This window comes from Micromonospora phaseoli (genome assembly GCF_900109115.1).
GTDB classification, from domain to species: Bacteria; Actinomycetota; Actinomycetes; order Mycobacteriales; family Micromonosporaceae; genus Micromonospora; species Micromonospora phaseoli.
The window spans coordinates 20058-39526 of the sequence record NZ_FNYV01000009.1 but is presented as its reverse complement, the minus strand read 5'-3'; the positions used below and the strand labels follow the sequence as shown (position 1 = coordinate 39526).

The window sequence follows — 19469 nt, the reverse complement described above, 5'->3', positions numbered from 1 at the left end:
CGGTGGCGCCGCGTACGGTCCTCATCGAGGCCGACGGTGGATCCCGAGGCAACCCCGGCCCGGCCGGGTACGGCGCGGTGGTCCGCGACCTGGCGACCGGCGCGGTGCTGGCCGAACGGAACGAGGCGATCGGCACCGCCACCAACAACGTCGCCGAGTACCGGGGACTGATCGCCGGCCTGGCCGCCGCCGCCGAACTGGGCGCCGACGAGGTCGAGGTCCGGATGGACTCCAAGCTGGTGGTCGAGCAGATGTGTGGCCGCTGGCAGATCAAACATCCCGGCCTGCGCCCGCTGGCCGCCGAGGCGGCCAAGCTGGTCGGCCGATTCGCCGCGGTCCGGTTCAGCTGGATCCCCCGGGACCGCAACACCCACGCCGACGCGCTCGCCAACGCCGCCATGGACGCCGCCGCGACCTCCGGCACCGCCGTACCCACCGTCGCGCCGCCACGCCTGGTCGAGCCACCGCGCCGCCTCGGCGGCCCCGAGCCGGCCGGCGGTGGCGCGGCCGAGATCGCCGCCCGCACCCAGTCACCGGGGGCCGACCTCAGCACCGCGCCGGTCTCCTGGGAACCCCGGCCCACCTTCACCGCCACCCGACTGATCCTGGTCCGGCACGGCGAGACCGAGTACACCGAGCAGGGCCGCTACTCCGGCCGCGGCGACATCCCGCTCAGCGCCAAGGGCCGGGCCCAGGTGCGGGCCACCGCCGCCCGGGTGGCCGCGCTCGCCCCGGACGTCGCGGCCGTGATCAGTTCACCGCTGTCCCGGTGTACGGCGACCGCCGAGGCGATCGCCGCCGCCACCGGTGACGTCCCGGTACGCCGAGACGACGACCTCATCGAGTGCGACTTCGGCGCCTGGGAGGGACGCACCTTCGCCGAGGTGCGCGAGGGCTGGGCGGGTGAACTCGACGCCTGGCTCGCCTCACCCCGCATCGCCCCACCGGACGGGGAGTCGTTCGCCCAGGTCGCGCAGCGCTGCGCCCGGGTGACCGAACGGCTGCTGGCCGGGTACCCCGGTCAGACCGTCGTGCTGGTCTCACACGTCTCACCGATCAAGCTGATGCTGCGCGACGCGCTCGCCGCCACCGACGCCTTCCTGCACCGTCTCTACCTCGACGCCGCCGGCGTCTCGGTGCTGGACCGCTGGCCCGACGGCGGGGTCGCCGTCCGGTCGGTCAACGAGACCGCCCACCTCGCCGAGGTGTAAGGAGGGGGCCCTTGTTAACGCCTCAGGTGGTACAGGGGCCCCTGGTTAACACTCGACCGCAGCGGCGTGGTCAGGACAGCGCGCGCCAGAGCAGGTAGAGGCCGATGGTGGTGCCGAAGACGACGATGACGGTCTTCAGCACCACCGAGGGCAGCCGGCGGACCAGCCGGGCACCGGCGTACCCGCCGACCAGCGTGGCCGGCGCGATCACCGCCACCCCGGCCCAGTTCACCGGGCCGGCGAGCGCGAAGACGACCACCGTGGTCAGGCCGATCACGGCGGAGAGCAGGTTCTTGACCGCGCTCACCCGGGCCAGCGTGGCGTCCAGGACCAGGCCCAGCCCGGCGACCAGCATCACTCCGACGGCCGCGCCGAAGTAGCCGCCGTACACCGCGGCCAGCGCCACCATGGCCTGGACCGTGACGGCCCGGCGGCGCGGTGGCAGGTCACGCGGGTGGCCGACCAGCCGGCGCAGCGGATCCTGGAACGCCAGCACCGCGGTCGCCCCGAGCACCAGGAAGGGTACGACCAGCTCGAACGCCCGTGCCGGGGTGACCAGCAGCAACCCGGCACCGACCAGCGCACCGACGATCGCGGTGGGCAGCATCGCGGCCAGCAGCCGCCCGCGCGGCAGGTCCATCCGGCTGCCCACCACGGCGGCGGCGTACCCCGGGGCGATCGACAGCGAGTTGGTGACGTTCGCCGGCACCGGCGGCAGCCCGATCGCGAGCAACGCCGGGAACGTGATCAGCGAACCACCCCCGGCCACCGCGTTGACCGTACCCGCGGCCAGACCGGCGGCGAGCAGCAACGCGGCGTCGGAAAGGTCCATGATCCGCAGGCTAGCCGCCCGAGACGCGCCGCCGCGCGCCCCCTCGCCGCCCGACCGGATCTACTCGCCGACCGGGCCGCCGGCCAGCTCCGCCACGATGTCGAGCTGGCCGAGATGGCGGGCGTACTCCTGAACAAGGTGGAACAGCACCCGCTCCAGGGACGCCGGATCCGCACCGTCCCACCTCGGCCCCGGCGCGCCCCGCGTGGCCAGGTCCGAGCCCTCCACCACTGCACGCGTGTGCGCACCCTGCGCGCGCAGCGCCGCCGCCAGTTCGGCGAGACCCTCCTGCGGCGCGACGTACCACCGCTCGTCGCGCCAATCACCCCACGGTTGCCCGACGTCGCGTCCCTGGAACCCCCACTCGATCCAGCGCAGCTCCACAAAACGAAGGTGCTTGAGCAGCTCCAGCGGGGTCCAGCCGGACGGCAGCCCACTGCGCCGCTGCTCGTCCTCGGCCATCCCGGAGACCTTCGCCAACACGCCTTCCCGGAAGTAGTCGAGGTAGCGCAGGAACACCTCGGCCCGCCCGTCGGCCGGGGCCGTGGGCTCAGGGAACGGCGGCATCGTCACCCGGCCATTATCCGGCGCCGGCGCTCGCGATCAACGCCGAGCGGCCAGGGCAATAGACGCGGACACCGTGTCGTTAGGATGAGTGCGCGACGGACGAGTCGACCGGGCGGTCGCGTCGGCGGGCTGCGGCCCGCCGCCGAGGAACGTCCGGACTCCACAGGGCAGGGTGGTTGCTAACGGCAACCCGGGGCGACCCGCGGGACAGTGCCACAGAAAACAGACCGCCGGCCCCATCGGGGACGGTAAGGGTGAAACGGTGGGGTAAGAGCCCACCAGCACCCCGGGTGACCGGGGTGGCTCGGTAAACCCCACCCGGAGCAAGGCCAAGAAAGGGCCGTCACCGCAAGATGACGACTCGCGCAGACGCTCGAGGGCTGCCCGCCCGATGTCTGCGGGTAGGCCGCAAGAGCCTGCCGGCAACGGCAGGCCGAGATGGATGACCGCCGCCGACGCGAAACCCCTCGGGGGTACGCGTCGCGCACAGAATCCGGCGTACAGGTCGACTCGTCCGTCGCCCACCAGCTCAGAGACCTGATCAAGGCTCTGAGCTGGTGTCTCCAGGGCGTCAGGGTGTCAGGGTGTCTCCAGGGCGTCAAACGTCGGCCAAAGTTGACCAAGGACGACCATCGACGCCCGGACATAGAACCCTGACGCCCTGGAGACGCCCTGAGTGCGGGCTCAGTTGGCCTTGCCAGAGATCGGGCGGGCTGCGCCGTCGTGAGGGCTCTTGTGGGGTCGGGGCTCGGTAGTTCGGAGCGGGGGCAGGTGGCTGCGGGGGGAGGGTCGGGTACGTCCTGGTCGTGGAGCTGGGTGCCGCGACGTGATGATCCAGTGGCAGCCAGTTCCGGGGTTGGACTGGCGCGGCAGCCGGAAGGCCCGACCACGCGACCAGGCCAACCCGCTGGCTTCCGTAGCCGCCTCCGTGTTCCTATCCGTGGATGGGGTGGGACGAGTGCGTGCCGGAGCTGCTGGCGCACCTGGGGGAGATGGGTCCGGTCGGGCTTGTCAAGATTGACGGGGATCGGGAGCACAAGCCCTGGACCATGGTGATCTCGGGTGAGCGGCTCGATGGTGCGTCGATCAGGGTCGACGGCAACAGCCTTGATTATTGCCTGCGCCATGCGATCGCCGTGCTTCGTGAGCGCCTCCCGGACGAACTCGCGCTGGGCTGAGTTCTGCTCCGACGTGGGGGGCGGTGTCCAGCGGCTGTCGGTGGCTCACCGCCCCGGCGCCGTAGGCGGCCGGGGCGGCTTGCCGCCGGCCGGGCTTGCCGCCCCGCACCCCGCGGAGCGCGGTGCCTTGATTCAAAAGACCTATTCGGAAACTCGAGCGCTGTAAGCGCTGTAAGCACGTAGGACACAGACAGGGTCACTGATCACTGTGAGTCGGCGCGCTCCGACTAGATGGCACGACCTTGAGACAAACAGCCTTCAGCCATCCAACGCTTCTAGCGTAGAGCGAACCGCGCTCGCGACGGGCTCGATGCCGCTACGACGCAACACGATAGGGCCAAACTCGACGAAGACCTGGTACGTGCCGCGATTTCCCTTGCGCAAGCTGGCGTAGGGCTTGTGATGGCGCAGCTTGTTATTGACACGCTCGTTGAGCAGTCTACGCATTTGTTCATTGCTAACATTCTCGAGTCCGATCCTACCCTGCGGAGTAAACTCCATCACCAAGGCGGGCATTGTCTCCTTGCGCCAGATCTTCGTGTGCCAAGCCAGATGGACGATCCAGTTGCCGCTGCGGCTAGTAAAATTTGCATCCCCCGGTTCACGCGGGTCTCTAGTGAGCTGGTATATTAATTCCGATAGAAATGAATCCTCGTTCAGGATGGCATCAGAATCAGTATTCTCTAGCTCCTCCTGAATTTTTCGCAATCGCCTCAGGACTTCATCGAAGCCTTGGATGCGACCGCTGTGATCCCACTCAGTGGCGTCCTTATAGAGACCGCCGAGTTGGCGAACGAATTCATTAGAACCGATGCTCTTTACCTCCCGTTGAAGCGTCTCCAAATTACGGGGAAGGCGAACTGGATCTGGATCCTTCCCGGTAAAACAGAAAAACAGAAGCTGGCCAAATGAGAAGACGTCGAGGGCTGGTGTCTTGGCGCTCGACGCTTTCGCATTGAATGCGCTGTACTGTTCAGGCGCCGCATACGCAATGACTCCGATAGCATTTTGTGTCGCCGTCTGGGTTCGCGTACTGAACCATGCGAGGTCAAAGTCCGTAAGGTGCGGAATCTGTCGAGCTTCTGGGCTAAGGCGGCACACAATGTTTTCAGGCTTGATATCTCGATGGATCACGTTATGGTCGTGTGCATGCTTCACCGCCTCTGCGATATCGATAAGAAGAACCAGGAGGGCGGGGCTATCCAGGCTGAACTTCGGATCCAGATCGCGGAGATTGGCGCCTTCGACATAGTCCATCGTAAACCCGACCGGGCAGGTGCTAAAACGATGGACTCTGACGATGTTCGGATGGCTCAGCAGAGTCATCGCCTGGTAGCCATTGGTAAACCGCTTAACCTTCGTCGCGTCTTGCATTTCCTGGGTGTGGTAGATCTTGTACGCGACTGAGGACGACGCCTCTTTATCATGAACTTGCCAGACCGTTCCGAAGCCGCCAGCGCCGATTTGGCGGCTGAGGACGCCTTCCTTAATTCGCATGCCGGTCTCGACCAGGCCCAACTCGGTACGATACCGATTTAAGGTCTCACGACTTTGACGAAATCCAGGGAGGGCAAGCATGCCAGGTTGCGCAGCGCGCTTTTCGAACCACTGATAGATGTTCTCTAGCTTTCGGCAGGCCAACTCGTATCCGCCGTCGCGCCACTCGGCCGAACCGTATTGCACCTTGAACTGGAGGAATGCGTCGAGTAACTGCTTGCCTTCTTGTTCTAACTGCCGCAGGATATCCTCGGGTAAAGGAGCAGGCAGGCATGGGCTCATTCCGGCGGCGAGAATCAAGCGTCCGGGAACATGCCCACGGAATACCGGCTTCTGACGCTCACCGTCGCTGACTAGCTGACTCATGTTACGAGAGATCACCTCGTAAATGTTGTTGATCGTAACGAAACCCTCATGATCGGCAGCGTCCCCGTACAAGGCCTGGAGTAGGTGATACGTGAAGACCCCATGACCATGATTCTTTTTCTCCCATGCCACTTGGCTGCTCAAAGAGGCGGCCAGGACGGCTATCGCACGGTCGCTCGTGACGTTAACACGTAGGTCGTCGTTGCTGAGGGGTCGAGTGCCACTGTTTGGTTCATCCAGTGCAACCCCGACGCCGGAGTGACAACAGTCTAGAAGAACCAAGGCGTCGTGCCGGGCGTCCTGGTCTCCCGCCAAAATAGTTATAAGCTTCTGGATCTCGATGCCCTCGTCATACAGGGCGTTGTCGGCCGTGACCAAGTACGTCCCAAGATCCGTTACAACGCCATGACCCGAGAAGTAGAATAGAACCAACTCTGACAGGGAAGAACGGGCCTCCGCTGCCCATTTCATGATGGCGGCCCGTGTAGCGTCCCCGTCCGTCATGGTCGTAACGTCAAAGCCGTACTCTTCCTCGGCCAGTAAGCCTGAGATCTGTGTCGCGTCGTTGACGCAGCAGTCGAGCGGGGCATGTCGTCCAGAATAACGATCTATGCCTACGACTAGAGCTTTTCGTGCGCCCAACGGACTCTCCCATCAAGATTGCATATTCGACTAGCTCCGATGCAGGATGGGTATTGCCCTGCATCGCGGGTCTTCTGATCTCGGTCCACGAAGCTGGTTGCTTCGAGTGAAACCTCCAAGCTGGCGTCAAACGTCAATTTCTGTTGACCGGTGAGACTCGTATCCCTTCCTTCTGCACGTAAACACTCCGCCTGGCGACGGCGTCACCCTTGCGATCGAGCTGGTAGCCGTCGAGCCATACCCAGTGGTCGTAAGTGACCCAGTCGAGTACGCGGATGGCTCGGAACATGATGGGCTGATGAACTGGAGGCTTGCGGCTCGGGTCAGATGTACGACAATCTCCGGCCTTGGGCAGGGTCACCGCCATCGTCGGTTAAGTGCGCGGTATCGGCGCCAAGCCCAGATGCGGGAGTCTGCGATGACAACCATCGGGCAGAGGCCAGTGTCCGTGCATCTCCAGCACTTGTTTCGCCGGTGGTAGTCGAGGCAGCGGGCGGCGGACTGGACAAGCAGGGGTACGTCTCGGTTGGTCACAGTCCGGTCTGCCGACGAACGCCACTTGGCGCCGAGGGTCGTCATCGGGTCGGCGCCCGGGTGCTGGCTGGTGGGTTCGTTCCAGCTGGGTTGGCGTGCCTGTCGGGCAGAGTGTCGCTCCGGCTCGGTTGGGGTAGATCGTGGCGGGCCCGGACGGCAAGGAATGCAAGAAGTTGTTCCCCGACCGGGCCAAGCGAGAGGCTGAGGCGTTCCTCGTCTCGACCGAGTCGGACAAGCTGCACGGCTCGTACGTCGACCCGGTCGCCGGCCGGATGACCTTCGCCGAGTACGCCGAAACCTGGCTACGGACGCGCTCGTTCGACGAGTCGACCCGGGAGAGCACCGAGTTCCGGGTACGCAAGCACCTGCTGCCGTTCTTCGGCTCTCAGAAGCTGGCCGAGATCAAGCCGGGCCACATCCGGGAGTGGGACGCCAACATGGTCGGCAAGCTGGCCCCGGCGACGCGGGCCGTGGTCTTCGCCCACCTGCGGACCATCCTCGGCGCGGCCGTCGACGACGAGCGGATCGTCAAGAATCCGTGTTCGGCAAAGTCGGTCAAGCCACCGCGACCGGTACAGCGCCGCGTGGTGCCCTGGCGGTACGACCAGGTTTCGGCAATCCGCGGTGGCCTCGCCCAGCGGTACCGCGCCATGGTCGACCTGGGCGCCGGCTGCGGGCTGCGGCAGGGGGAGATCCTGGGGCTCGGCGTCGACGACATCGACCTCGATGCCGGCTGGGTGCACGTCTCCCGTCAGGTCAAGCTCGTCCGGTCTCGACTGGTCTTCGGCCTACCCAAGAACGACCGTGACCGCCGGGTGCCGCTGCCCGACTCCGTCGCCCAGGTGCTGCGCCAGCACATCAAGGACTGCGACCCGGTGACGCTCACGCTGCCGTGGGAGAACCCGGCCGACGACGAGCGGGTCACGGTGCCGATGCTGTTCACCACCACCCGGCGGGGTGCCATCAACCGGCGCACCTTCGACAACAAGAGCTGGCGACCCGCCGTCGTGGCAGCCGGCATCACGCCGACCCGAGCCACCGGGATGCACGCGCTCCGCCACTTCTACGCCTCGTCGCTGCTCAACGCGGGGGAGAGCATCAAGGCGCTCGCGTCGTACCTCGGCCACGCCGACCCCGGCTTCACCCTCCGCGTCTACACCCACCTGATGCCGGCAAGCGAGGAACGCACCCGCAACGCGATCGATGATCTCTTCGGCAGCGTCGTGAAGCCCGGAAGCTGAAGGCGCTTGCAGACTTGTTGCGGGGTTGAAAGCGTGACGCACCTGAACCTGCGCAACGTCATCCCGAGATGCTTCGACAGGCGGGAGTTCGAACAGATGGACCGACCAGCGATTAGACATGGTGACCATGTCGAGCTTGCCTGCGAGGCGGTTGACTGGGTGGACCGCGACATCTTCCCCGCTGTGGTCCGGGTCGTGTTCACCGACGCGCAGGGCAGCGCGTGGTCGCTCGTCGACAAGGCTCCGATCTTCAGTACCGACCTGGATTCCACGTCGGCGTTGCCGAGGCCGGCCGCAGTTCGGTGCGTTGTCGAGGAGTTTCGCGCCGCGTCCGACGCCGCGTCGACGCCGTTGGTCCTGGTCTCGACAGAGCCTGACAAGGTAGCGGCCGAGGACGGAACCAGCCTCTTCCTTGTCTCATTGGATCTCTTGCGGCCATCGGCGGCCAGGTAGTAGCGGCGCCAGCCGTCGCGTCTGTGTTCGAGTGGCCCGAGGCAGCGTGAATCATGTCGGACGCCCTGGCGACGCCCTGAGCGGGTGCCAGCCGAACGAAACGCCTGGTCAGGGCACGAATCACGTTCATAATCCGGCGTACAGGTCGACTCGTCCGTCGCCCACCAGCGCAGCGGCAGCCAGTCGTCGCTGGGCGATTCCGGAAGGTGACCCTGCGTTGGAAGCCACTGCCTCGATGGAGGTGGATGCGTTCGCGGGTGAGCGCTGCCCCACCGTCGGGTTCGTCGCCCAGCGACGGATCTCAGCTGGCCACGGCGCGCCGGCCGATGGCGGTCCGGTTGGCGAGACGGCCCATGACATGGGCCATGCGGGAGGGCAGGGAGTCGGGAGCCGGGATGCTGATCGGCCGTACTCGACCGTTGTGCAGTGCGGTGAACCGCCACCCGTCATCGGTGCGGACCGCGACGAGGGTCTGCCGTGACAGCCGTCGCTTGGGCCGGGTGGAGCGCCAGGGCATCAAGACCGACGCGGTGCCGTGGATGACGGCGACGTCGGGGTTGATGTAGCGGATCGACTCGATATCGCCAACCAGTGCGGAGCCGGCGAGCACGCCGCGGAAGAGTTGGTCGTGGGCGTGCACCATGGGCATCCTGCCGATGGCCCGGGTGCCGTCGTAGGAGACGTAATCGCAGTCGTCGGTGAAGCAGGCGCCGTAGGCGACCGCGTCGTTGTCGGTCCATGCCTGCATGAGGCGGTTGAACAGCACCGTGATCGCATAGTCGTCGGTGGTCATCGCATCCCCCTGGTCCGATAAGCTTAGATCGTGGAAGGTTACGATAGCAGGAGATTTCGAATGTCGAAGAATGAGATTGTCCGTGAGGTGGCGATGGGCGTGCGCCTGTTGCAGCAGAGCTTCGACGCGTTCGACGAGGCAGCTGCCACGGCGCTCAAGCTCAACCGCACGGACCTGCGGGCGCTGGATCTCCTGCTCTCCGACGACGACGCCCTGTCGGCCGGCGAATTGAGCGCTGCACTCAAGCTCAGCCCGGCTGCCACGACCACGGTCATCGATCGGCTGGAGCGTGCCGGGTTGGCCGGTCGGATCCAGGATCCGCACAACAGGAGGCGCGTCCTCGTCGCCGCGACCGAGGCGGCGCGCAAGGTGGAGCGCGACATCTACCTACCGGTCGGCGTTGCTGGCGCCGAGGCTCTGGCCGGATACACCATCGAGCAGCTCGCCACCATCCTGGACTTTCTGCGGGTTGCTCGTCAGGTGCAGGATGAGCAGGCGACACGGGTCAGAGCCAGCCGATACCAGTCGGACCATGCCTGACCGGTCATCAAGCTGTGGCCGACTACTGATCCGATGAGGGTGACAACCTTCCTTGTGCATTCGGTGCATCGATATTGCCTTGCTGGCACTTGGCCGCCGGTCAGTGGGAAATGTGGGGAGTGGCCTGCGCCTCGCGGCTCCGGAGGTGCCGGCGCTGGCGCGCACGAGGTAAACATTCGGCGGGATGCGGTGGGTCACGGGGTGCCCGAAGGGCTGTAGAAAGGGTGGCTGGATGGGCGAGCGCGGCGACTTCACTCGGTACTCGTACTGGTCCGACCGGCGGGTGAGGTCAATCGCTGCGGACGGGGCTGTCGACCTCCGTCCGCGGTGGAGGTCTACGTTCTCCATCTCTGTGCCGCTGATCAGCTCAGCTGCCGAGTTCGAGCGGGAGCCTCGCGGGCTCTATCGGAATGAGATCGCGGATCGGGTGGAGCGTGCTATCGGCGACCTCGCGGTGGAGGATTTCGTCACGCCGCCCAAGGCTCGCTTCGCCAAGGGCACCGGGCATGTCGAGTTCACTCGTCTGGTCGGCTGCACGCCGTCCCGCGTCATCCTCGGCGTCCGCTCGGTCGCCTCCGACGGCACCCGGGTGGCCGTCTGTCTCTTCGGCAGTAGGGACAATCTCGCTGGCTCGGTCAGCACGGAGACCTGCCATGTCGGCGGTTCCGAGGCCACTTCTTCCGGAGCGTCGATCAGCAGTTGGCTGGTCGAGGGATTTCCAGAGGGCAGGGCGGGATCGGTCGACCCTCGGTCGATCTCGCTCGAAGCCGTGAGCATCGCGTTCGGCAATGGCGCTGGTTGGGCGTCCCGCCAGGATCGTGGGAAGCGCGAGTGCACCTTCGACGAGGTGGATGATTTGGAGTGGTTCGCCGAGATCTACAGCGATGTGGTGCTCGACCCGAGCGGCTGGAGCTCTGGTGGATCAGTCGGCCGCGTGGTTATCGGGGCACCCCTGTGGGTGCGGACACCTCGTGGTCGTGGACACCCTGACTCCCGCCGAAAGCTGAACGCCCAGCCCGAAGAGTAACGGCGGGCCGGTAATGTCGCCTGATGCCGATCCGGGGTGACCCGGTGCGCCGCCCGGCCCGCCAGCCGTCGGGAGCCCGAGTTCCGTCGGCTCAGGTGGAGGCGAGGAGTTTGGCCAGGCGTTCGGCTACCGGTGGGGCGTGCAGGTGCAGGCGGGCCACGTTGATGGCGTCGGCGCCGACCACGGAGAGCAGGGCTTGTGGGCCGACGGCGTACACGGCGAAGTAGCCGGACTGGTTGCGGACGGTGGACTGGCGGAACTCGCCCTGGCCGAGGCGGAGGCTGACCTGCCGGCCGAGGCCGAAGGTCGCCGCCGCCATCGCGGCCAGGTCGTCGGGATCCAGCGCGGACGGTACGTCGTGCGTGATGAGCAGGCCGTCCACGCCGCCGAGGACACTTCCCTGCACTCCGGGGATCTGTAGACGCAGCTCGTGCAGCTCGGTGCCGATCGCCGGGTACGGCAGCGACGGGTTGCCGGCCAGCGACGGCGGGAGCGTCACCGGGGGCGGCAGGTCCGGTCGCTGCGAGGTGCGGCGGGGCAGGAAGGTGTCGCCGGTGCTCACAGTTCCAGCTGTTCCTCGATGGTGCGCAGCCGGTGCCGGGCGAGCGCCAGGTTGGACCGGGTCTTGCTGAGCATCAGGTAGAGGAACAGCCCCTTGCCGTTGGAGCCGTTGAGCGGCCGGATGATGTGGTACTGGCTGCCGAGGGTGATCAGCATGTCCTCGATGTCGTCGTTCAACTTCAGCATCTCGATGGTGCGCATCTTGGCGCGTACCACGTCGGTGTTGCCGGCGGCGGCGACGGTCAGGTCGATCTCCGGGGTGCCACCGGCCACGCCGAGGGTCATCCCGCTGGTGTAGTCGACGAGCGCGATGCCGATCGCGCCGTCGATCGTCATGGCGTCCTTCAGGGCGGAGTCGAGGTTTGCCACGTGCCTCTCCAGGTTGAACGAGAAAATCTCGGACGAGAGTGGCACATGAATCCTGCTGTTCGCATCTTGTGCGGCGCGAACGGGCTGAGCGGGCCACGGTGGGTGACCGCCGGGGCGGCCGAAGCATCGCTGCGGCTGATGTTTCGTAAACGTGTCCGTCTGCTAACCGACCCGACCGGACCGGGCACAGCATGTCGGGCCGACGGTGCCGTCGCCGCCTTAGCTTGGGTGGCGCAAGGAAGGAGACCCGGGTGCTGGATCGGCTCAACCAGGCCATGGACCACATCGAGCGACACCTGGACCGGCCGGTGGACGCGGCCGAGCTGGCGCGGATCGCGGTCACGTCGGAGTACCACTTTCGGCGGCTGTTCTCCGCGCTGGCCGGCGTCGGACTGTCGGAGTACGTGCGGCGTCGCCGGCTCACCGTCGCGGCAGCGGAGGTGGTGGCGGGCGAGCAGACGCTGCTCGACATCGCGGTCCGCTGGGGATACGGCTCGGCCGAGGCGTTCGCCCGGGCGTTCAGGGCGGTGCACGGGATCGGTCCCGGTGAGGCCCGGCGTACCGGTGCCGAACTGCGTGCCCAGCCCCGGATGTCCTTCCGACTCACCGTCGAAGGGAGCAGCAGCATGCGATATCGCATCGTGCGCAAGGAATCGTTCCAGCTGGCTGGGCGCAGGGCCCGGGTGCCGCTGGTGCACGAGGGCATGAACCCGGCCATCGTGGAGTTCGTCAAGGGCCTCGAACCGGCGGTCCGGGAACGGATCGAGGCGCTCTCCGACCAGGAGCCGGCGGGGATCGTCAACGTCAGCGACGGCCTGGCCGGCGAGCGCGCGGAGGGCACCGAGCTGGACTACTGGTACGCGGTGGTCACCGGCGCCGAGGTGCCCGGCGACCTGGACGTGCTGCCGGTGCCGGCGGGGGCGTGGGCGGTCTTCGAGACCTCCGGGGCGTTCCCGGCGGCGGTGCAGCACCTGTGGCGGGACGTCTTCACCCAGTGGTTCCCGTCCAACCCGTACCGGCTGCGGCCCGGGCCGGAGATCTCCCGTACCCGGATCGCGGCGGATGGTGGCCACGCCGACGCCGAGCTCTGGATCCCCGTGGAGCCGGTCCCGGCCTGACGGCTCACGCCGCCGATCGGTGACAGCGCAGCTGCCCGACACGCCGCACGCGGCACTGCTGGGCTGCCACCGCTCAGGCGGGGGTGAGGGCGGCGAGGATTCTCTGCTGGAAGGCGCGGGCGGCTGCGCCGGGCGGCGGGGTGCCGCCGTCGCGGGCGAAGATCGACCGTTCGACCAGTTCGGTGGTGGCGGCGTCGGCCAGCGGACCGGCGCTGTCCAGCAGCCGCTGGCCGGCGGCCACCTTGGGCAGCCACACCCCGTGGCGCAGCCGCACCCAGGAACGGCAGGCGCCGAGCACGGCGTCCTCTGCGCCGGGTGCGGGAACCTGACCGGCGGGCACCGGCCGCTCCAGCCACCAGCGCAACGCCGTCACGACCAGCCGGCGCAGGTCCTCGGGGGCCAGCTCGGCGAACGCGTCGGCGGCGGGCGGGCCGAACAGGGCCTGCCCGCTCTGGTGCAGGATGCTGCGGTCCAGTCCGTACCAGAACAGGCCGTCCGAGGGCGGTCGCTCGGCCGGGCCGTACGACACCCGGAACGCCATCCGCGCGCCGGTGTTCAGCTCCACCTCGAACCCCGGTGATGCGGTGCCGGAACGGGCCACCTCCCGCCGGTAGACGACCAGCTCCAGGCCGCGCGCCGGGCAGGGCAGCGCCTCGTGCCGCAGCCGTGCCACCAACGCGTCGGCGACCGCCCGGTCCAGCGGGCCGGCGCAGACCAGGGCCACGTCCACGTCGCTGCGCCCGGGTTGGTACGCGGCCAACCCCACCGATCCCGCCGCGTACGCCCCGCACAGCTCGTCGCCGAGCACCTCGCCGGCGACCGTGACCAGTTCGGTCAGGTACGGCCGCAGCGGCTCAGCCATGCTCCAGCTCGCCGGGCTCACCCCAGAGCGTCCCGGCGGGCAGGAAGAACGCCGACGTCTCGCCGCCGAGGGCATGCCGGATGACCAGCCGGGCGTGCTCATCGAGCTCCGGCAGCCGGCCCGGCGGGAACCACCGCACGTCCAGCGACTCGTCGTCGTTGGCCCGTGCCTCGCCGCCCAGCAGCCGGCAGTGGAAGCCGAGGTTGAGGTACTCGCAGTGGTCCCCGTTGGGGTACGTGTGCGGGTGCGACACGGCGCTGCTGAGCCGCAGCGGTTCGACCTCCAGCCCGGTCTCCTCCAGCACCTCGCGGACGACCGCGGTGGCCGGCTGCTCGCCCGGCTCGACGAAGCCGCTCACCACCGACCAGCGCCCGTCGTCGGCGCGCTGGCCCAACAGCAACTCGCCCGCGTCGTTGCGGACGACCGCGCTCACGCTCGGTAGCCACAACAGGTCGTGGCCGACGTGCTTGCGCATCCGCAGGATGTAGTCCGGTACGCCCATCCAGCGACCTTAGCTGGCCCGCGACAACTGTCGGATTCCGGTCGGCTGATGCGGATTTTCGCAGTTCGGCCCGCCCGTCGGCGAGCACGTCTACTGTGGAAGAGCCTGGTGACTTGCGGTGTTCCGGTGGCGGGCGGTCGCTTCCCGGTGCACAGTGATCCCATGAGCGACAGCGGACGCGGACACTACTACTGGTGTACGCGACACCACCGGGTCGAGACCGATGCCGACGTGTGCCCTGCCCGGCACGTTCTCGGACCGTACGACTCGGCTGCCGACGCGGAGAACGCCCTGCAACAGGTGCGGGAGCGTAACGAGGCGTGGGAGGCCGAGGACGCCCGCTGGACAGGGGAGGACAAGTAGACGACGCGGGACGCCTCCCGCGTCGAGGTACTGCGTGCGTCGCGAGGGCGGCAGCACGTCCCCAAGGAGGGAACCGAGATGGCCGAAGCACAACAGGCCACCCGCCCGGCAGCCAAGCGTACGTCCGCGAGGAAGACCGCCGCGACGGAACGCACCGCGGGCCTCGCCCGAACCCAGTCCACCCGTCGCGGGAGCGGCACCGCCACGGCGGCCCGAAAGGCCGCCACCGGCACCGGGCGCACCCCGGCGTCGCGGAGCGCCGCCAGCGCGCCGACGTCCAGGGCCGGCTCGTCGGCGCGGAAGACCATCGCGGCGAAGGCACCCGCGAAGAAGACCGTGTCGGCGAAGGCCGCACCCGCCAGGAAGACCGCCTCGAAGGCCGCTCCCGCGAAGAAGACCGCCTCGAAGGCCGCACCTGCCAAGAAGACCGCGTCGAAGGCGACCTCGACGTCGCCGCGGACCGCGAGTGGCGCGCGTAAGATCACGACGCCGGCGAAGCGGACGCCCGCGAAGAAGACGGCGACCGCGCAGACGACGGCGGCGAAGGCCCCCGCCCGCAAGGCCGCCCCGGCGCGCAAGACCGCCCCCGCGAAGAAGACGACCACCGCGCGGAGCACGTCGGCCGCGCGCAAGGCGCCCGCGAAGAAGGCCAGCTCGGCGGTGAAGAAGGCGTCGGCGCGGAAGACCACCACGGCGTCGGCACGGACGACGGCGGCGAAGGCGCCCGCGAAGAAGGCGCCGGCCCGTAAGACCACCTCGGCGGCGGCCCGGACACCGGCCCGCTCGACGACCGCGAGGGCGACGGCGAAGAAGGCCCCGGCCAAGAAGGCTGTGGCGAGCAAGGCCCCGGCGAGCAAGACGGCGGCGAAGAAGGCACCCGCCAGGAAGACCGCCGCGAAGAAGGCGCCCGCGAAGAAGGCTGTGGCGAAGAAGGCGCCCGCGAAGAAGGCCGCCACCAGGAGCACCGGGCGCGCCGGCGCCGCGCGGAAGGCGGCCGGCTGACCCGTCGTACGTCGGAGCACCGTCGGTCGGGGGAAGGCGGAGCGTGCGGGGCGCTGGCAGGATTGACCAATGGTCATCCGACGCGTCCTCGCGCCCCGCATCGACTTCGGCGCGCTCCGCCGTGAGCTGGGTCTGCCCGAGGAGTACCCGGAGGCGGCGCAGCGGGAGGCCGCGGCGGCTGCCGCCGCGCCGCCCCGGCCGGCCGTCGACCGCACGGACGTCCCGCTGGTCACGGTCGACCCGCCCGGTTCGCGGGACCTGGACCAGGCGATGCACCTGGGCCGCCGCGCCGGTGGCGGCTACCGGGTGCGGTACGCGATAGCCGACGTCGCCGCGCACGTACGCCCGGGCGGTGTGCTGGAGGACGAGACCTGGCGCCGGGGGCAGACCATCTACCTGCCCGACGGCAACGTGCCGCTGCACCCGCACTCCCTCGGCGAGGGCGCGGCGAGCCTGCTGCCCGACGTCGACCGGGCGGCCGTGCTGTGGACCATCGACCTGGACGCCGACGGCGGCACCACGGCGGTGGTGGTGCAGCGCGCCCTGGTCCGCAGCCGGGCCCAACTGGCCTATCCGGGGGTGCAGGCCGACGCCGAGGCGGGCCGGCTGCCCGAGCCGATCGCCCTGCTGCCCGAGATCGGCGCCCTGCTCACCGCCCGAGGGCTGCGTCGGGGCGCGATCAACCTGCCGATCCCCGAACAGGATGTCGAGGCCGACGGCGACGGCTGGCGGCTGGTGCTGCGGGCGCCGGTGCCGATGGAGGAGCACAACGCGCAGATCTCCTTGCTCACCGGGATGGCCGCGGCTGATCTGATGCTGGCCGGTGGAGTGGGCCTGCTGCGGACGATGCCGGCGCCCAAGCCCGAGGCGGTGCAGCGGCTGCGGGCCGCCGCCGCCCCGCTGGGCGTGCACTGGCCGGACGGCGTGGGCGTCGGCGAGCTGCTGCTCCGGCTGGACCCGGCCCAGCCACGGGCCGCCGCCTTCATCGACCAGGCGGCCGAGCTGATGCGGTCGGCGGCGTACACCCCGTTTGACGGCGAGGTGCCCGGGCAGCCCGCGCACGGCGGGGTCGCGGCCGCGTACGCCCATGTCACGGCGCCGCTGCGGCGACTTGCCGATCGGTACGCCACCGAGGTCTGCCTGGCCCTGCACGACGGCCGCGAGGTGCCCGACTGGGCGCGCGCGGCGTTGCCCCGGCTGCCGGCCGTGATGGCCGCGACGGACCGCACCGCGTCGGTGGCCAGCCGGGGCGCGGTCGACCTGGCCGAGGCGGTGCTGCTGGAACACCGGGTGGGCGAGACGTTCGACGCCGCCGTGTTGGACGTTGACGCGCCGTCGAACGGCAAGGCCCGCCCGAGTCGCCCACCCGGCGGCACGGTGGCCCTGGACGACCCGCCGGTACGCGCCCGTTGCCTGGGCGAACTGCCGCTCGGCACCCGGGTCCGGGTCCGGCTGGTGGCCGCCGACCCGATCACCCGGTCGGTCGCCTTCGAACTCGCCTGAACGTGGGTCGCAGCGCGCAACCGTCCGCGGCGTCGGCTCGACCAGCGGGGTTTGTCACAGCGCCGGTCGCTGCTGCCGGGCGGGTGGATTTGGGAGGATGACGACCATGGCATACGACGCGAGCGACCTGCCCGACGTGTCCGGGCTCACCGTCGGCATCATCGGTGGCACCGGAGACCAGGGCAGAGGGCTGGCCTACCGGTTCGCCCGGGCCGGTCACCCGGTGCTGATCGGCTCCCGGTCCGCGCAGCGGGCGGCCGAGTCGGCAGCGGAGATCGCCGCGCTGCCCGGGGTCTCCGCGGCCGGCAGCGTCACCGGAGCCGACAACGACGAGGTGGCCCGCCGCAGCGACGTGGTGATCATCGCGGTGCCCTGGGACGGGCACGCCGCCACCGTCGGCGCCCTCGCCGAACCGCTCGCGGGCAAGATCGTCGTCGACTGCGTCAATCCGCTGGGCTTCGACAAGCAGGGCCCGTACGCCTTGCCGGTGGCCGAGGGCAGCGCCGTCCAGCAGGCCGCCGCGCTGCTGCCCGACTCGCGGGTCTGCGCGGCGTTCAACCACGTCAGCGCTCCACTGCTGGCCGACCCCGAGATCGACCGGATCGAGCTGGACGTACTTATCTGCACCGAGGAGCGGGAGCTGGTCGGCATCGTCGGCGCGCTCGCCGCCCGCATCCCGGGCATGCGTGGCATCTACGCCGGGCGGCTGCGCAACGCCCACCAGATCGAGGCGTTCACCGCCAACCTGATCGCCATCAACAAGCGCTACAAGGCGCACGCCGGGATCCGCGTCACCGACGTCTGAGTTTTCCTGACCCACCCGGCCGTCTCGCGGCCCGGACGGTGTGGGTGCGGCCCGCCGGTATACCGGCGGGCCGCAGACGGTCGGGAGAAGACGGGGTCAGAAGGTGACGCTGACGCCGGCCTTCTTGCACGCGGCGGTGAGGTCCGCGCCGGCCTTCTCGAAGGCCGGGTTGTCGGCGGCCGTGGCCGGGTCGGCGGCTGCCGCCGCCCGCCCGGCCTCGGTGCTGAACTTGCCGAGAGCGGCGACGACCTTGCTGTCGCCGGTGCCGGTGGCGGCCAGCGTCACCAATTTCTCCTCCAGCCCGGCAAAGACCTCCTTGAACAGGGCCGGCGACGGTTCGTCGCCGGCCTGGATGGCCTCGACGAGGGCGTCCCTCATCTCCTTGCTGGCCTCCTTCGCCGACTCGCAGAGCTTCTTGTCGCCCACCACGTCCGCCGCCGTGGCCGTCGACGGCGACGAGGTGGCCGGGGAGGGGGAAGCCGCGCTGGCGGTGGGCGCGGCGGCCGACGGCGACGATTCGGCGGTGCCGTCCTCGCCGCTGCAGGCGGTCACCGCGAGCAGTGCGGCGCAGGTCAATGCGAGAAAAGAAGTACGAACTCGATTCACGAGTGGGGACCCTAGTGGCTCGTCCGGAATCTCGCTGTCCTACCCGGCGTCCATGCGCGGCACCCACTGGTCACCGAGGATCTGACCAAGCGCCAGAACCAGGAGGCTGATCAGGAGTGTCGCGAGGAGGCCGAGGGCGAAACCGAGGGGGCCACGGTCCGGCGCCCGCGGGCCGGCAGGTGTGGCGGGCGGGCTCGCGGCACGCGACCACGGGTGCTCCCGGGCCAGCCACCACAACAGCCCGAGCCCGAGCGGCACGAGGCAGACCAGCCAGAACCAGAACCACCGCGTGCCCAGGACGGGAGCCGGCCCGCCAACCACGACACCGAGGATGATCACGGCGGCGGCGAGTCCGGTTCCACTGACAACGGGTCCGAGTGGTTGGAGACTGCCGCTGCGGTCCTCCAGATCAGCAGCCCGCAGGTGCTGGGCCAGGCCGACCGCGCCTGGCCCGGTGTAGCTGCTCTCGTCGACGGCGCCCGTGGTCGTGACCTCCCCGAAGTGTTCGGTGTCGGTCCACCACACCCGGCCGTCGGTGGTGCGCCACCCGAAAAGTGGACCGAGGGTGCCGGACGACTGCAGATCGGACGTGTCGAACCACGGCGGCCGTCGGTCGGCGTCCCAGTGATCACCCCACTGGTACGCCACCACCCGGCCGGCGGCCAGATCCGCCCTCGCCTGGTCATAGCTCTGCGTCCGGGGGGCCGTCCACCAGGCCGTCCCGGCCGCGGCCAGCCACAGCGCGACGAGGCCGAGCCGTAGCGCGTCCCACCAGCGCCAGCTCCGTCCAGCACGTACGGTCGGCGTGCCCACGCTCATGATCACATCGTCTCAGCGCCTGTCCAGTCGACACCTGGTACCCGCCACCGGGTATGGCCAGCGGCGGGTACCAGGTGG

Annotated in this window: 20 protein-coding genes, 1 other RNA gene and 1 pseudogene; 10 read left to right on the top strand and 12 right to left on the bottom strand. The window is 69.0% G+C overall.

Going from position 1 to position 19469, the window contains the following annotated elements; genetic code table 11:
* Positions 1 to 2 precede the first annotated feature (2 nt).
* Positions 3 to 1211, top strand: coding sequence for a bifunctional RNase H/acid phosphatase (locus BMY89_RS21585; protein ID WP_092381861.1), 1209 nt, complete (start codon positions 3 to 5; stop codon positions 1209 to 1211).
* 70 nt (positions 1212 to 1281) lie between these two features.
* Here the strand turns inward: BMY89_RS21585 and BMY89_RS21580 are convergent, their stop codons facing one another.
* A complete protein-coding gene (locus tag BMY89_RS21580; protein ID WP_092381860.1) occupies positions 1282 to 2043 on the bottom strand; it encodes a sulfite exporter TauE/SafE family protein in 762 nt (253 codons plus the stop codon).
* Between the two features lie 60 nt (positions 2044 to 2103).
* Entirely contained in the window at positions 2104 to 2610 is a 507-nt protein-coding gene (locus tag BMY89_RS21575) for a mycothiol transferase (RefSeq protein WP_232521495.1), read from the bottom strand.
* Positions 2611 to 2710: 100 nt separating this feature from the next.
* Between BMY89_RS21575 and rnpB the strand changes: the two genes are divergently transcribed.
* Positions 2711 to 3127, top strand: an RNA gene (gene rnpB / locus BMY89_RS21570) — RNase P RNA component class A.
* Positions 3128 to 3572: 445 nt separating this feature from the next.
* On the top strand, positions 3573 to 3788 hold the full coding sequence (locus BMY89_RS21565; RefSeq protein WP_232521480.1) for a hypothetical protein: 216 nt from the start codon (positions 3573 to 3575) through the stop codon (positions 3786 to 3788).
* A gap of 258 nt (positions 3789 to 4046) precedes the next feature.
* Here BMY89_RS21565 and BMY89_RS21560 read toward each other — a convergent pair whose 3' ends face one another.
* Positions 4047 to 6293 (bottom strand): protein kinase domain-containing protein, encoded by a 2247-nt coding sequence (locus tag BMY89_RS21560; protein ID WP_092381857.1) that lies wholly within the window; start codon positions 6291 to 6293, stop codon positions 4047 to 4049.
* Between the two features lie 133 nt (positions 6294 to 6426).
* Positions 6427 to 6632, bottom strand: a pseudogene (locus tag BMY89_RS31065) (hypothetical protein).
* 335 nt (positions 6633 to 6967) lie between these two features.
* On the opposite strand from BMY89_RS31065, the gene BMY89_RS21550 reads away from it, so the two are divergent.
* Together BMY89_RS21550 and BMY89_RS21545 are read left to right on the top strand one after the other, a co-directional pair.
* Positions 6968 to 8068: a tyrosine-type recombinase/integrase gene (locus BMY89_RS21550; protein WP_232521479.1), complete on the top strand. Its 1101-nt coding sequence runs from the start codon at positions 6968 to 6970 to the stop codon at positions 8066 to 8068.
* Between the two features lie 33 nt (positions 8069 to 8101).
* Positions 8102 to 8521 carry a hypothetical protein gene (locus tag BMY89_RS21545; RefSeq protein WP_232521478.1) on the top strand — a complete coding sequence of 140 codons (420 nt, stop codon included), beginning with the start codon at positions 8102 to 8104 and terminating at the stop codon, positions 8519 to 8521.
* Positions 8522 to 8822: 301 nt separating this feature from the next.
* Here the strand turns inward: BMY89_RS21545 and BMY89_RS21540 are convergent, their stop codons facing one another.
* On the bottom strand, positions 8823 to 9314 hold the full coding sequence (locus BMY89_RS21540; RefSeq protein WP_092381856.1) for an SgcJ/EcaC family oxidoreductase: 492 nt from the start codon (positions 9312 to 9314) through the stop codon (positions 8823 to 8825).
* Between the two features lie 60 nt (positions 9315 to 9374).
* On the opposite strand from BMY89_RS21540, the gene BMY89_RS21535 reads away from it, so the two are divergent.
* Positions 9375 to 9854, top strand: a complete 480-nt coding sequence (locus BMY89_RS21535) for a MarR family transcriptional regulator (protein WP_092381855.1) — start codon at positions 9375 to 9377, stop codon at positions 9852 to 9854.
* Between the two features lie 352 nt (positions 9855 to 10206).
* Positions 10207 to 10881, top strand: coding sequence for a hypothetical protein (locus tag BMY89_RS21530; RefSeq protein ID WP_139217992.1), 675 nt, complete (start codon positions 10207 to 10209; stop codon positions 10879 to 10881).
* Between the two features lie 91 nt (positions 10882 to 10972).
* Here BMY89_RS21530 and BMY89_RS21525 read toward each other — a convergent pair whose 3' ends face one another.
* Both BMY89_RS21525 and BMY89_RS21520 read right to left on the bottom strand, forming a co-directional pair.
* Entirely contained in the window at positions 10973 to 11443 is a 471-nt protein-coding gene (locus BMY89_RS21525; RefSeq protein WP_092381853.1) for a roadblock/LC7 domain-containing protein, read from the bottom strand.
* Positions 11440 to 11811, bottom strand: a complete 372-nt coding sequence (locus BMY89_RS21520) for a hypothetical protein (RefSeq protein ID WP_092382045.1) — start codon at positions 11809 to 11811, stop codon at positions 11440 to 11442. The genes BMY89_RS21525 and BMY89_RS21520 overlap by 4 nt, the downstream gene beginning before the upstream one ends.
* A gap of 251 nt (positions 11812 to 12062) precedes the next feature.
* On the opposite strand from BMY89_RS21520, the gene BMY89_RS21515 reads away from it, so the two are divergent.
* On the top strand, positions 12063 to 12929 hold the full coding sequence (locus BMY89_RS21515) for an AraC family transcriptional regulator (protein ID WP_092381852.1): 867 nt from the start codon (positions 12063 to 12065) through the stop codon (positions 12927 to 12929).
* A 73-nt stretch (positions 12930 to 13002) separates the two neighbouring features.
* On the opposite strand, the gene BMY89_RS21510 is transcribed toward BMY89_RS21515, so the two are convergent.
* From BMY89_RS21510 to BMY89_RS31390, 3 genes are all read right to left on the bottom strand, one after another.
* Positions 13003 to 13791, bottom strand: a complete 789-nt coding sequence (locus tag BMY89_RS21510) for a nucleotidyltransferase (protein WP_092382044.1) — start codon at positions 13789 to 13791, stop codon at positions 13003 to 13005.
* A complete protein-coding gene (locus BMY89_RS21505) occupies positions 13784 to 14293 on the bottom strand; it encodes an NUDIX hydrolase (protein WP_092381851.1) in 510 nt (169 codons plus the stop codon). Before BMY89_RS21505 ends, BMY89_RS21510 begins: the two co-directional genes overlap by 8 nt.
* A 188-nt stretch (positions 14294 to 14481) precedes the next feature.
* Complete coding sequence (locus BMY89_RS31390) at positions 14482 to 15735, bottom strand: hypothetical protein (protein ID WP_269766886.1); 1254 nt, start codon at positions 15733 to 15735, stop codon at positions 14482 to 14484.
* Between BMY89_RS31390 and BMY89_RS21495 the strand changes: the two genes are divergently transcribed.
* Both BMY89_RS21495 and npdG read left to right on the top strand, forming a co-directional pair.
* On the top strand, positions 15728 to 17161 hold the full coding sequence (locus BMY89_RS21495; protein WP_092381850.1) for an RNB domain-containing ribonuclease: 1434 nt from the start codon (positions 15728 to 15730) through the stop codon (positions 17159 to 17161). The genes BMY89_RS31390 and BMY89_RS21495 overlap by 8 nt on opposite strands.
* Before the next feature lie 106 nt (positions 17162 to 17267).
* Positions 17268 to 17966: an NADPH-dependent F420 reductase gene (gene npdG / locus BMY89_RS21490; protein ID WP_092382042.1), complete on the top strand. Its 699-nt coding sequence runs from the start codon at positions 17268 to 17270 to the stop codon at positions 17964 to 17966.
* Positions 17967 to 18062: 96 nt separating this feature from the next.
* On the opposite strand, the gene BMY89_RS21485 is transcribed toward npdG, so the two are convergent.
* Complete coding sequence (locus BMY89_RS21485) at positions 18063 to 18572, bottom strand: hypothetical protein (RefSeq protein WP_092381849.1); 510 nt, start codon at positions 18570 to 18572, stop codon at positions 18063 to 18065.
* 39 nt (positions 18573 to 18611) lie between these two features.
* Positions 18612 to 19391, bottom strand: coding sequence for a hypothetical protein (locus BMY89_RS21480; protein WP_092382041.1), 780 nt, complete (start codon positions 19389 to 19391; stop codon positions 18612 to 18614).
* Positions 19392 to 19469: the final 78 nt, after the last annotated feature.

Coding starts and splice junctions, on each gene's coding strand:
- BMY89_RS21580 (WP_092381860.1), bottom strand. CDS start 2,043: ATGGACCTTTCCGACGCCGCGTTGCTGCTCGCCGCCGGTCTGGCCGCG.
- BMY89_RS21575 (WP_232521495.1), bottom strand. CDS start 2,610: ATGCCGCCGTTCCCTGAGCCCACGGCCCCGGCCGACGGGCGGGCCGAG.
- BMY89_RS21540 (WP_092381856.1), bottom strand. CDS start 9,314: ATGACCACCGACGACTATGCGATCACGGTGCTGTTCAACCGCCTCATG.
- BMY89_RS21535 (WP_092381855.1), top strand. CDS start 9,375: ATGTCGAAGAATGAGATTGTCCGTGAGGTGGCGATGGGCGTGCGCCTG.
- BMY89_RS21510 (WP_092382044.1), bottom strand. CDS start 13,791: ATGGCTGAGCCGCTGCGGCCGTACCTGACCGAACTGGTCACGGTCGCC.
- BMY89_RS21505 (WP_092381851.1), bottom strand. CDS start 14,293: ATGGGCGTACCGGACTACATCCTGCGGATGCGCAAGCACGTCGGCCAC.
- BMY89_RS21495 (WP_092381850.1), top strand. CDS start 15,728: ATGGTCATCCGACGCGTCCTCGCGCCCCGCATCGACTTCGGCGCGCTC.
- BMY89_RS31390 (WP_269766886.1), bottom strand. CDS start 15,735: ATGACCATTGGTCAATCCTGCCAGCGCCCCGCACGCTCCGCCTTCCCC.
- npdG (WP_092382042.1), top strand. CDS start 17,268: ATGGCATACGACGCGAGCGACCTGCCCGACGTGTCCGGGCTCACCGTC.
- BMY89_RS21480 (WP_092382041.1), bottom strand. CDS start 19,391: ATGAGCGTGGGCACGCCGACCGTACGTGCTGGACGGAGCTGGCGCTGG.